Genomic DNA, 13,071 nt, shown 5'->3' on the forward strand with positions numbered 1-13,071 from the left:
GCCCTGCAACTCGGCTCTTTCCTGCTCTGACAAGGTGACTTTGTAATGTTCCATTCCCCATTGTCCACGTCAAATTTCTCATGACGCGACACTAGTGTCGCGTCACGAACTATGTGACGTTAACAATGGGGGATAAAGTGACCCCTGAGTCAAGACAAATTTGAACTCAATTTAAGTTGCACCCGATTGAACAAACAGCTGGACGGCGCTGCCTCGGTTTTTTGTCTTCGGTATTTCTGTCTTCTCTAATCGGACTTCATCGAACGCAGTCCCTGTGGAGCGCAGCGCAAATGGCAGGCCTTGTGCGGCGTCATAGTTATCCACGATCATGGCGCCACCGCCCTGAGCACGCAGGTGCACCACATCGGGTGTCAGATTGCGCAGCGCTTGATGTGGACGTTCGCCGTTGTAAAAAGCAAAGTATTTCGTCAAGCCGATCAGCAGCTCGCCCATCGAGCTGTGGCAATTGAGGTACACGTCCTCGTGCTTGACGCTGCGCCACAGCCGCTCGACAAAAATATTGTCAAACGCTCTGCCTCGCCCGTCCATGCTTATAGTCACGCCCGCGCGTTTGAGCACACCCGTGAAGGCGTCGCTGGTGAACTGCGAGCCCTGGTCGGTGTTGAATACTTCAGGCTTGCCGTAAAATCGCAAGGCATCCTCCAGGCAGTCCACGCAAAATACCGCCTCCATGGAGTTACTGATACGCCAGCTGAGCACTCGCCGGGAGTACCAGTCGATCACAGCCACTAGGTAGGCAAAGCCGCGTTCCAGGCGAATGTAAGTGATGTCGGTGCTCAAAACTTGGTTGGGTTTGACGACGGCCACGCCGCGCAGCAGGTACGGGTACACCTTATGCTTCGGGTGCGCCCGGCTGGTATTGGGGCCCGGCGCCATCCCCGCCAGGCCCAGCGAGCGCATCAGGCGCTGGGCGCGTTTGCGGTTGACGCAGTGGCCACAGCGCCCCAGGTACACCACCATTTTGCGGCTCCCGTAAAACGGGTGGCGCGTGTATTCCTCGTCGATCAGGCGTTTAAGCACCTCGTCGTCAAGGGCGATCGGCTTTGGTTTTTGCCGCGCATAGACCGCGCTGCGCGATACGCCAGCCAGGGCGCATTGCCACGTCAAAGCCACCGTGTCCCCCTTGTCAATCCAGGTGCGGCGCATCATGGCAGGCTGATCCCGAACTTTTTTTTGAGCCAGTCGAGCTCCATTCTCAGGCGCCCGATCTCGCCATACAGCCTATCCGGTGCGCTGTGAGCGGCCACCGGCTGAGGTCCCCGCTTGCCCTCAAACAGTGACTTGGCCTGCTCCTGGATTTCTTTTTTCCACTGGCTGACTTGCACCGGGTGAACTTCATAATCCTGCGCAATCTCATTGATCGTTTTGACTCCGCGCAACGCCTCCAGTCCAACTTTCGCATTGAACTCCGGCAGGTGGACTTTGCGTTTCTTCGTTTCACTCATGATTTACCCATTTCTCGCGACAGTGTCCTGCTTAAACTGCTGTCTCGAATCTGGGGTCCACTTTAGTTTTTATTTGTAAAACCTACGCATAAAAATTACGCAATTGCAGTTTTACGTTTCATGAAACGTAGGATTCATATCCTTCAAATAGTTCGTGGGCCATTCGGACTATTGCAGATTGAAGGCTGGGCAAACAAACTTCAGCCTGTTCAAGTAATGGGAAATTCATGTGCAGAGCACCGTTTTCGATCGTATTTTTGTCCGCCCTAATCGGTGCGTCATCTTCAGTGCCAGCGCACGAGATAGGTGCTGCCAGCATGGCACCATCAAGGGTTCCCCGTCTCAACGGTCCATCCATCCTTGAGCACTTGGATGCCGATAAGACAGCCAGATCAACCACGGTATTGACTGCCAGAAAAAATTCTGATCCAAGTCCAGTTATCTCTTCAGCATATCGGGACATAGATCGGATCACGCCCAGTCCTGCTCATAATCCCGCTGCAAGCCAGGCAACAACTTGGGTCAATTCCGAATGGCGCTTCACAGCTGCGCTGATTGGCACCATCGCCATCATCGGCACCATTGCAGTTCGGCGCCGCAAACCAGGAAAGCCCTGGGCATGAGCGGTCTCGGCCAATCTGGCGTCACTGCGGTCAAATGGAGCGCTGTTTCAACGCTGGCACGTTTTGTATTGCAACTGGTCGCTCAGATCATTTTGGCCAGGACACTGGGTCCGGAAATCTTCGGTATCTTTGCTATCGGAATGGTCGTGCTGACCTTTGCCACTTTCTTTTCAGGCTTCGGCTTTAGCTGGAGCCTGCTCCAGCGCCCCACGCTATGCGACGAGGATGTGCGTTTTGCTTGGACATGGCAACTGGTCGTTGGCCTGATCACCATGCTGGGCGTCTATCTTCTCGCACCAGCACTTTCAGCTTACTTTAGGGAACCCAGGGCCCAATCTGTCATCGAGTGGCTTTCGATTGCTTGCCTGCTTTCTGCAGCTGCCGCGCCTTCTACTTACCTGCTGCAGCGCGACCTTAACTTTCGGGCTGGTGGTCTGATTCAGGTTGGCAGCTACATGGCGGGCTATGTCACCGTCGGCGTACCCATGGCGATATTGGGCTGGGGCGCCACCTCATTGGTGGCTGCTTGGCTGGTTCAGGCAGCGGTCGCTCTTGTAGCGAGTTATGTTGTTAAACCGCATGCGGTCCGCCCACTTTTCTGGTATGCCGATGCGGCCTCTGCGGTCGGTACGGGCCGGGCGGTTTTCCTGACCAACATTGTCAACTGGATGCTGAACAATCTGGACCGGGTGATGATTGGCCGCCTATTGAATGCCCAGGCTTTGGGTCTGTACAACGTAGCCTATAACTTGGCAGCGATGCCAAACAACTTGCTGCTGGGCGCGTTACAACCTGCATTTCTTGCAGCGGGCGCACGCTTGCAAGGAGAACTCGATCGACTTGGCCGCGCCTATTTTCAGATGCTGGCGACGATTTTCGTATTGGTGTTTCCGGTCTTCGTGTTTCTGGCGCTCGAGTCAAACGACTTGGTACACCTGCTGTACGGATCGAAATGGAGCGATGCCGGGTCGGTACTTTGTATTCTGTTTCTGATCATGCCTGCCTATGTAATCTGGGGTCTTTCCACGCCAGTTCTCTGGAATACAGGTCGCAAGTATTACGAGTCAGTATTGCAGCTGCCAATTCTTGCCATCGGCGCGCTGGGTTTTTATTTTTTTGCACATCAGGGACTCCAAGCTGCAGCGACAGTCGCGGCCCTGGTGCTGGTATTGCGTGCAGTGGTGGTGGGCACCACTGCATTTCGAGCGCTCAAATTGAGCTGGATTGAATTGTTGCCTGATGTGGGGCGCGGAATGATCCTCAGTGCTTTGTGCGCCATCAGCGTCAAGGCAGGTCAGGCGGCTGTATCGGATTACGAAATGCCGTTGCTGTCATTGGCTGCCAGCACACTTACTGCCTTGGGCGTACTGACATTGCTCCTGGTTATTCGGCCGCAAATTCTGGGGGTTCAAAGCGCGACCATGGTAATCAGATTTTTCCCGGGAATGGCTCAGTTATTAAGCCGGGCCAATCCGAGCACGCAAAGGGGTCCAATTACTAACCCTGTAAGCGAACAGCGACTTTGAGGCCGGCTGCAATGCAAGAAACAATATCGCTTTTCATTTTAATAGCGGGCGCCATTCTCGCAGCATTGGCGGCTACCACAGTCATGGTCGGTACCGTTCAGCTAACCTCCCGTCGATCACATGGCTATCTGCACCTGATTTTTTATGCAATGGTCGTGATGGTGGCACTCAGTACAATTTTGTCAGGACGCGATCTGTCTTTTGTCAACCTGAATATGGAAGAAGCCGCCGTAACGCCACGTCATCCGATCATGCGATGGACCCAGCCGCTGCTTTCTCTGCTAATGCTGACGGTCGCAGGCGAGCGCATTCTCAGTTATTGGTTCAGTCGAGAAAAAACTGCACGTCTCCCTTTAACTTTGCTATTGAGCTACATTATTTTTTGGCTTGGCACCGTGGTTGCACCTGCGTTATTGGGAGCACATCCTAATATCAGTCATGATTATGCCTATCCGCTTGTCATTGGAACTGCAGCGGTGCTGGTTACGTGCGATGAACGTGAAGTGGCATTTAAGGCCGCGCGCAATGTTCTATTTCTATTCATGGTGGCAAGCTTGATGTTGATTCCAATCAAGTCAGGCATGGTGTTGGAAACCACTTATTCGCAGGGACTGCTGCCAGGTATTCCACGCCTGGCCGGCCTGGCTGCGCATGCGGTATCTTTGGCAATTTTGGCCCAACTCGGACTGATATGCTTGTTGACGCTTCCTTATCAACAGAAGTGGCTGAATCGGCTAGCTTGGGGAGTCGGGCTGACAGTACTTTTTCTTGCCCAATCCAAAACAACATGGATTGCTTTTATCCTCTGCTGGACCTGCTTTATTGCTGTCCGGCAAGGTCCTGCCTTCTTGCGTCGTGTGGGCGACCCTGTTCGTCCTGAATTCGGAATCGTTTCGATTTTGATGATGATGCTGGCTGTCCTGGCTGTGGGCTTGGTGTTGATGCTCGGCGACTTGGGAACCCGTATCAACGTCTTCTTCAACAGTGCTGAAGGTGCGCAGCTTGCGTCATTGACAGGACGGGACAAGATTTGGGCTGTTGCATATGACGAATGGCAACGCAACCCAATATTTGGTTATGGTCCCTTGATCTGGGAAACCGATTTTCGGATCAGTATTGGTATGCCTAATGCCACCCATGCACACAACCAGTTCATGGACACATTGTCGCGCTCGGGAATTGTGGGTGTAACAGCGCTGTTAATTTACGCATTGGTATTAATGGTGTTGTCAGTGCGTTATGCGCGCGAAAGCAAAGGGCTAACGCTCGCATTGTTTATTTTGCTGGCGATGCGTTCTGTCAGCGAGGTCCCGCTTTCCCTCTTTGGTTATGGCCCAGAATTTATTGCCCACCTGCTCTTGCTGATGGCGCTCGCAGCGAGTGCCAGTGATGTTCGCATTCGAACATCACTGGCACTCCACATATCAAAATATCCCGGTGCATTTTTAAAACAACGTCCAGTACGAAACCCTCTGAGTGGTGCAAGGACGCGTGCATGAAGTTTTCCGTTGTTATTCCGCTTTACAACAAAGCGTCTTACATTTGCTGCACAGTGCAGTCGGTACTGGCCCAATCGTTTTCGGATTTTGAGGTGATTGTGATTGACGACGGCTCCAGTGATGGCGGCGCTGAATTGGTCAAGACCATTACCGATCCTCGCATTCGGGTGGTACATCAGGTTAACGCTGGAGTTTCGGCGGCCCGCAACCGGGGCATTGCCTTGGCAAGAGGCGAATGGGTTGCGTTTCTAGATGCCGATGATTGGCATCATCCGCACCATCTGGAATGTCTGCTGGATGCCCATAAAGCCTGGCCAGAAGCAGATGCGGTGGCATCTGATTTCATCTTGATTGCCGATGCACAGGGGCCTTGGCCGCCACCTTGGCCGACTTGCAACAAAGTACCAAAAGTGGAACTCATCACCGATTTGCCCCGCAGGTGGATGATCGGGCCCTCGCTTTGCAGCAGTTCGGTGGCGGTTCGAAGACAGCGTCTGCAACAGATGCAGCCGTGCTTTCCGCTTGGTGAGTCGCAGGCAGAGGATCTCGATTTCTGGTTCCGTCTAGGCGAGAAAACTCCAATTGCCTTGGTACATTCGCCACTTGTGGCGTATCGCATCGATGTGGATGGAAGCCTCTCAGCCCGGCACACGGTGATCCAGATTCCGCGCTCGCTTGAACGTATGGAAGCGCGTGCTGAGTCGGGATCAATGACGGCGGCACAACGCCGATCGGCTTTGTGGTTTGTTGCGCAACACAAGTTAACGCTGGCCCGTCTTGCACTGTCTTCCGGAGAGCGCGTTCAGGGTCTTAAATGGTTGATCAGGGGACGCGGTGCCTTCAGCAGCACTCGCTGGTGGATGACCGCCGCGATGGTTTGTTTCTGCCCGCAAGCGCTGGTGGCAAATTGGGAAAAGTGGCGCACAACCCGCAGGTACCTTCACCCCAACATCATGGATATCGGACACTAATATGAAACCTGAAAATTTCTCCAGCAACTTTTCGGCATCGGACTGCAGGGTTTCAATCATCATCAAGTCGCTGAATGAAGAAAAGCGCATTTTAGCCGCCATAGAGAGCGCATTGCGTGCAATTCGCACGGTGGGTGGCGAAGTAATTCTGGCTGACTCGTGCTCGACTGACAAAACCGTTGAGTTGGCTTTGGCGTATCCAATACGCATTGTGAAGCTCGCCAATGCCGATGATCGCTGCTGCGGAGTTGGCCCGCAATTGGGTTACCAGCATTCGCGCGGAGAGTTCGTCTATCTTCTCGATGGTGACATGCAGATGCTCGAAGGTTTTCTCGAGGTTGCGCTGGATTTCATGGAGGCGCATCCAGGTATCGCTGGCGTCGGAGGCCAATTGGTCGAGCTCAATACAGATAGCCTTGAATATATTGCCCGGAGTGCACAGTTGCGTGCTCACGTGAAGCCTGGCGCTGTAGACCGACTTGACGGCGGCGGTCTGTACCGGCGTAGTGCCATTGAGGCGGCAGGATACTTTTCTGACCGCAACCTGCACAGCTACGAAGAGTTTGAATTGGCCGTTCGGCTGCGTAGCTTGGGCTGGAAACTCTGGCGACTACCGATGGACGTTGTCCATCATAGGGGACACGATGCGCCGGCCTATCGCTTGCTTATGCGTCGCTGGCAGAGCCATTACGTTTGGGGTCTGGGTGAACTGCTCAGGGCTTCAACGGGTCAGCTTCGCCTGAAAATGGTGCTTCAAGGTCTTCGCGAACTTTGGATTTACCTGGGCATCCTTGGGTGGTGGGCGGTTTTGCTCAGCATTCCGTTCTGGCCGCTTTCTGGAATTACACGGTTGATCTGGTTTGGCATGTCGTTGGCAGCGCCGCTTGCGTTGATGATTTTGCGCAAGCGTTCCTTCTCAAAGGCACTTTATAGCGTGGTTTCCTGGAGCTTTAACGCGGCGGGGCTTGTGCGTGGTGCTCTGCGGCCGAGACGCCCTGCCAACGCATTTATACCAAGCCTGATTCTCAGAGAACCCTATGGACTGTCATCTTTTTTAAAGCCTGGAGTTCCACATTAAATCGGCACAATTAATCACACGGAACACGCATGCCTGCAAAGCAATTCATCGGCGTTCAAATTCTCAGGTTTATCGCAGCCATGCTGGTCGTGGTGATGCACACCACCGAGGCTATCTCGGTTCGAATCACCGGTGAAGGACCAGATCACTACTGGACTGGTGGTGCTATTGGAGTAGATATCTTTTTTGTCATTAGCGGTTTTGTCATGGCCATGTCAACGGCAAGGTTGCCTTCAGGTAATCAAACACAATTCCAGGCGGCATGGATTTTTTTAAAGCGACGCCTTTTGCGAGTAGCGCCCCTCTACTGGTTCTACACACTGCTAAAGGCAGCTCTAGTGCTGATATTGCCAAGCTTGGCATTGAGGTCTTCCATTGATACCGGGCATCTTTTCGCTTCTCTGTTCTTTATTCCGGCAATCAGTCCATGGGGGCTTGTTCAGCCGACACTGCCTGTGGGGTGGACACTAAATTTTGAAATGCTCTTTTATCTGGTCTTTGCCATCGGCATAGCATGGGGAGTTGCACGCATCAAGTTTTGCTTTTTTGTCTTCTTGCTGGTCTTTGTAGCAGCGCAATTATTTCCCGAGTCCGTCGCCTTGAATTTTTACGGGAAGTCATTGCTTTTTGAGTTTATCCTTGGCATGGGTATTGCGCATGTTTACTTGAATTATCCACCTGTATCCCCAAAAATGGGACTGCTCGCTGCAATTGTCGGAACCACGCTGATATTAGGAATCAACTGGGGCGATCGCATACTCGGATTTTCAACCTGGGAAGCCGGAGCCGGTTTCACTGTGCTTGTTGCTGTATGGCTGGAACCGTGGATCGCGCGCCTTCGACTGGCATCACGGTTATCTTTTCTGGGAGACTCGTCATATTCGATTTATCTTTCGCACACCTTTGCAGTTCCTTTTGGCGTACTGATGCTTAAGAAGCTCGGTTTCCAGGAAAGCTTGCTCATTATTCCGATCATCTGCCTGTTGGTGATTGCGTGTGGTTGCATATCTTATTTATTGATTGAATCGCCAATGACCAACTTCCTTAAACGAGCTTTCTTTAAAAGACCAAGTTTTTCTTTATAAGACTCCAAAGCAAAGATGCAAACCGAATCAATGCGCCCCGCAGCTTTTAGCGACCAGATGGGAAATTATATTTATATTGCCTGTCCTTGGACGCCCAAGGGTGGAGGTATGTTCAAGGTCGCGGATTATCTTATCCAGGCACAAGACCCTTGCGCTATCGGTGCGACTGCCTTGCGGCCGCTTGATACACGCGGTGGGGGAAATGCAATTTATTCATTCTGGATTTTGACTACAGCTCTGATCAAACTGGTTCGCGGTCGATTTAGCGGACAGTTGGCAGGCGTTCATGTCAACATGGCCGAACGCCTGAGCCTGTTTCGAAAAAGCGCGGTGGTGGTGTTCTGCCGAGCTCTTCGCATCCCGGTGGTGCTGCACCTTCATGCTGCGCAACTGCCCGACTTCTACCGCAAGTTGCCAATCCCACTCCGGAGTCTGACACGGTGGGTTTTTTCGCTTCCCGCGATCTGCTTGGTACTTGGCAGCGAAGCACATCGCTTTGTTACCGAAGAATTGCTGGTTCCCGAAAGTCGCGTGGAGGTCATGATCAATGGGGTTCCAGAGCCAACCCACGATAGACGCATATCAGGCGATACCACGGTGCAGCGGGTGCTATTTCTTGGTAACTTATCAGAGCGTAAAGGTGTTTCAGACCTTTTGCAGGCGCTCGCCAAACCAGGATTCGACATTTCCCGACTCGAGGTCACATTTGCTGGCGGAGGAGATATAGCAGCTTACCAGGCAACAGCATGTCAACTTGGCATTGGTAGTTTTGTACGTTTTGCTGGCTGGTCAAATCAACATCAGGTCTCGCAGTTGATGGCACAAGCTGATGTGCTTGTTTTGCCGTCCTACGACGAAGGCTTGCCTCTGGTGATCCTTGAAGCACTGGCCAACGGCGTAGCTGTCGTCTGTACACCAGTTGGTGAAATTCCGGCCGTGCTCAGTCATGATGTTAATGCCTGCTTTGTGCAGCCTGGCGATGCCGCCGGAATCGCGTTTGGGTTGCAGCGCGTACTGGATGACGCGAAATTCAGGCAGACACTTGAAAAAAATGGACGAAAACTGTATGAAGAAAAATTTTCAATCCATCGTTTTTTTCTCAGCGTGGCAAGAATTCATCAACGCCACTTTGGCACCGCAGGTCAAGTGCAGACTGGCATTACATCGACCAAAAAGGAAGTTTTGTGATCTCCAATGCCGACAGCGTTCCCAACGGGACATGCCTTGAAGCTGACGTATGCGTTATTGGTGCCGGTCCTGCAGGCATAGCGCTCACGCTTGACCTTTCAGAGCGTGGATTTTCAGTCCTTTTGCTAGAGTCAGGCTTCATGAAAGAAGACAGTACAACGCAAAGACTTTATGAGGGTGAGGTTGCCGACGAAAAACTCCACAGCCCACCCGACAAATACCGTCAACGTCGTTTTGGTGGCTCTAGTGCCATATGGGGGGGACGGTGCATGCCATTCGACCCATTGGATTTTGAAACCCGCAGCCATGTGCCACACAGCGGATGGCCCATCTGTTACGAAGACTTGCTGCCTTATTACCCTCGTGCCAATGAATTGTCGGAAGCCGGCCGCTTCAGCTACAGCGCAGAAGATGCACTTGGAGCCGATGCGCTGCCCCTCATCCGTGGATTTGATAGCCATCGCATTCTTACCAATGGATTAGAGCGTTTTTCGTGTCCAACCCATTTCGGCAGCCGTTATGCGAAGCAGCTTCGGTTGGCACCTCATGTCAAAGTTTTGCTGGGTGCAAATTGCACAGGGATTCGCCTGCAGCCACAGGGTCATGCAGTTCGCACTGTAGAGGTGGCCACAATCGCGGGCAATCGCTTTTCAGCAACTTGCCAGTTCACTGTTATGGCCGTTGGCGGCCTTGAAACGGCCCGCTTGCTGCTGGCTTCGCGTGACGTGGCACTTGAAGGTATTGGAAATTTTCATGATGTAGTGGGTCGTTACTACATGTGCCACATAGCCGGCAATGTCGGGCAGCTCACAATTCAAGGACCCACGAAAAATGTGCGGCATGGCTACGAGTTGGCGCCCGAAGGCATCTATTGCCGTCGCAGGTTGGCGGTATCGCCTGCAGAACAGCGACGTCTGGGACTGGCGAATGCGGTAGCTCGACTTCATTTTCCACGCATTACCGACCCTGTCCATCGAAACGGGGTACTTTCAGGACTCTTTCTTGCGCGCAGGCTTATTAGTTATGAATATGGCAAACGACTGAATGATGGCAACAATGCAACAACCACGACAGATTACGCTCGACATTTGCTCAATGTGGCCACGGACCCGATAGACACCACGGCTTTCCTGATGCACTGGCTTAGTCACCGTTCGCTGGCTGATCGAAAATTTCCCTCGGTAATCTTACGAAATCGTACCAACCGTTTCAGTCTGGAAATGCATGGTGAGCAAACTCCGCAGGCGCGGAGCCGGGTCATGCTCAGCAATAAAGTCGATGCTCTTGGCATGCCACAACTCCATGTCGACTGGCAGTACAGCCCAGCAGACATTGACTCGATACGTGGCACCCTGGAGGTACTGTCACAGGAGTTTGCAGCCAGTGGTGTCGCCCAGTTGGAATACGATGCAGAAACTCTTGAAGAAGACCTTACACGCTTTGGCGCTTACGGCGGGCACCATATTGGCACTGCGCGAATGGGCACAGATGAGCGCACCAGCGTCGTTAATGCCCAATGCCAAGTTCATTCGGTCCATAACCTCTTCATCGCCGGTAGTGCCGTTTTCCCCACTTCAAGTCAAGCCAATCCGACACTCACACTTATTGCCCTTTCGCTTCGACTAGCCCACACTCTGGCGCAGAAGCTCAGTAGACCTCACTTGGCAACGGCCAATAAAGAGGAATTCGCATGAAGGTACTTGTATTAGGAGGCTCTGGGTATATTGGGAAGCGACTGCTGGAAACACTGGCGAATGCTTCGCTTGACAGGCTAACCGGAGCGTCACGAGGATTAGCTGTATCTCCGCCATCAGGAGTGGACTGGATAAAACTCGACACTTGCAACGTTTCTGAATTAAAGACTGTGTTACAAAACTTTGACGCCATTGTTAATTGTGTTGCAGGCGATGCGCGATCAATTGCGCAAGGAACAAAGACGTTAACAGACGCAGCACGGCAGGCAGGAAATCCGCGTATCGTCCACTTGAGCACCATGTCGGTATATGGGCCGATTGAAGGCAATATTCAGGAGGAAACGCCGCTGAATCCGGGACTTGGCTGGTATGGTCGTGCCAAGATCGAGGCCGAACACCACATCGGCGACTATGTACGCAAAGGAGGCAAAGCAGTATTGCTACGGCCTGGCTGCGTATTTGGACCGAACAGTGAACTTTGGGTCGGGCGAATAGCCAGATGGTTACGGGCCGGAAGACTAGGCGATTTGGGCCCTAGTGGGGACGGTTGGTCCAATCTGGTTCATGTGGACGATGTCTGTCAAGCAATACTTTCGGCTCTAAGGTTGCCTATTAATCCAGGTAAAGTTCCGGTATTTAACCTGGCAGCTCCTGACAGTCCACGTTGGAATAGGTATTTTATAGATTTGGCACTCGCACTGGAGTTCACTCCTGTCAGACGAATCAATCAGCGACAACTCCAGTTGGATGGCTTACTGGCAGGACCTCCACTCAAACTTATGCAAATGGTGTCTAAGCGCTTTCGATGGCCTGCCTCAACATTGCCCGATTACATGACATCCGGATTAATGGGCCTGTGGGCACAACATATTCATCTTGATTCAACACAAGCAAGCCAGCATCTTGAATTGGTCTGGACAACATATACTGCGGGGTTACGAAGCTCGGTAGCCTGGGAAGGTAAACAGGCTATTAATGTAGGGAAAAAAGATCGTGCAGCATGTACGCGTTGAAAGCAGATACTTTTCGTTTGTTTGGGCGCTTTAACTGGTTACTGGTGGCTAAGGCAATGATGTCGAACCAGGCATTCTTTGTCGTCGCCACAGTACGTTTTTGTCAATCGGCGCAATGCCAGTCATTTGTTTGGCGCAAAATCTTGCTACTTCCGGCAAGGTTTCTCCACCTATTTGCAGGTTTTTTTTCAGGCATTGAACTTCCCTGGCAAACAAACATAAGGCCAGGATTGGCCTTGACCCATGGGCGAGGCATTGTGGTCAATGTGAACACATCCATTGGTAATAATGTCACTCTGTTCCACGGTGTCACATTAGGACAGCGTGACTTTATTGCTAAGGATGGAACCAGGAAAACAAACTATCCAGTCATTGAAGACGACGTGTGGATCGGGCCTCATGCCATCATCGTAGGTGTAAGGGTTGGCAAAGGAAGCCGCATTGCAGGTGGAGCGTATGTTTTTGAAGATGTACCGCCTCACTGTGTTGTAGTTGGCAATCCCGGCAGAATTGTCAAAACCGATTGCACCCCTGATGTAGTGAATCGCTGGGAGGGTGTAAGAAATTCTTTGTAAACGGTTTTGGCAGGAAACTGCCGCTTTGCTTGGAGCAATGATGACCGTAGAAATGAAACCCTTACCCAACGACCAGATAGATGCACTTTTGGCAAACTACACGAAGCCCGACACGGGGTTAGACAGTTCAGACCCAAAAACTCGCACCGACTTCAATTAAATCAATCACTTAGCGGCGAATTTTGGAAATTTTTGTAATGGCACGATATGTCCGGATAAATGTTATTTTGTATTCTTATTTATCTGATTTAAAGTAATTGGGTATTCCGGGCGAACGTGAACAGCCATTCCAGTGAACGTGAACGCTGGAATGAGTAGCTCGCGGGGACCGATTCCGGGCGCGTGAACGCTGA

General features: G+C 52.0%; 9 protein-coding genes and 1 pseudogene. 9 read left to right on the forward strand and 1 reads right to left on the reverse strand.

Annotated elements, in window-relative coordinates:
* Window positions 1–300: 300 nt before the first annotated feature.
* Window positions 301–1,466: pseudogene (locus IWX85_RS19265) on the reverse strand (IS3 family transposase); the annotation flags it as partial.
* 619 nt (window positions 1,467–2,085) lie between these two features.
* Between IWX85_RS19265 and IWX85_RS19270 the strand changes: the two are divergent.
* From IWX85_RS19270 to IWX85_RS19310, 9 genes are read left to right on the forward strand one after another with little or no spacing between them, the layout of a single operon-like run.
* The gene (locus tag IWX85_RS19270; protein WP_036810983.1) at window positions 2,086–3,615 is read left to right on the forward strand and encodes a lipopolysaccharide biosynthesis protein; all 1,530 of its coding nucleotides are present in this window, start codon (window positions 2,086–2,088) and stop codon (window positions 3,613–3,615) included.
* Window positions 3,616–3,626: 11 nt separating this feature from the next.
* Window positions 3,627–5,114, forward strand: coding sequence for an O-antigen ligase (locus IWX85_RS19275; protein ID WP_196870853.1), 1,488 nt, complete (start codon window positions 3,627–3,629; stop codon window positions 5,112–5,114).
* Window positions 5,111–6,085: a glycosyltransferase family 2 protein gene (locus IWX85_RS19280; protein WP_051984370.1), complete on the forward strand. Its 975-nt coding sequence runs from the start codon at window positions 5,111–5,113 to the stop codon at window positions 6,083–6,085. The genes IWX85_RS19275 and IWX85_RS19280 overlap by 4 nt, the downstream gene beginning before the upstream one ends.
* 1 nt (window position 6,086) lies before the next feature.
* A complete protein-coding gene (locus tag IWX85_RS19285; RefSeq protein ID WP_196870854.1) occupies window positions 6,087–7,163 on the forward strand; it encodes a glycosyltransferase in 1,077 nt (358 codons plus the stop codon).
* Window positions 7,164–7,192: 29 nt separating this feature from the next.
* Window positions 7,193–8,248 (forward strand): acyltransferase, encoded by a 1,056-nt coding sequence (locus IWX85_RS19290; RefSeq protein WP_196870855.1) that lies wholly within the window; start codon window positions 7,193–7,195, stop codon window positions 8,246–8,248.
* A 15-nt stretch (window positions 8,249–8,263) separates the two neighbouring features.
* The gene (locus IWX85_RS19295) at window positions 8,264–9,436 is read left to right on the forward strand and encodes a glycosyltransferase family 4 protein (protein ID WP_196870856.1); all 1,173 of its coding nucleotides are present in this window, start codon (window positions 8,264–8,266) and stop codon (window positions 9,434–9,436) included.
* Window positions 9,433–11,130 (forward strand): GMC family oxidoreductase, encoded by a 1,698-nt coding sequence (locus IWX85_RS21045; RefSeq protein ID WP_196870857.1) that lies wholly within the window; start codon window positions 9,433–9,435, stop codon window positions 11,128–11,130. The genes IWX85_RS19295 and IWX85_RS21045 overlap by 4 nt, the downstream gene beginning before the upstream one ends.
* Window positions 11,127–12,143 carry an NAD(P)-dependent oxidoreductase gene (locus IWX85_RS19305; protein ID WP_196870858.1) on the forward strand — a complete coding sequence of 339 codons (1,017 nt, stop codon included), beginning with the start codon at window positions 11,127–11,129 and terminating at the stop codon, window positions 12,141–12,143. The genes IWX85_RS21045 and IWX85_RS19305 overlap by 4 nt, the downstream gene beginning before the upstream one ends.
* A complete protein-coding gene (locus tag IWX85_RS19310) occupies window positions 12,131–12,718 on the forward strand; it encodes a serine O-acetyltransferase (protein WP_196870859.1) in 588 nt (195 codons plus the stop codon). The genes IWX85_RS19305 and IWX85_RS19310 overlap by 13 nt, the downstream gene beginning before the upstream one ends.
* Window positions 12,719–13,071 lie beyond the last annotated feature (353 nt).

Source organism: Polaromonas sp. CG_9.11, from assembly GCF_015752225.1.
Lineage (GTDB): Bacteria > Pseudomonadota > Gammaproteobacteria > Burkholderiales > Burkholderiaceae_C > Polaromonas.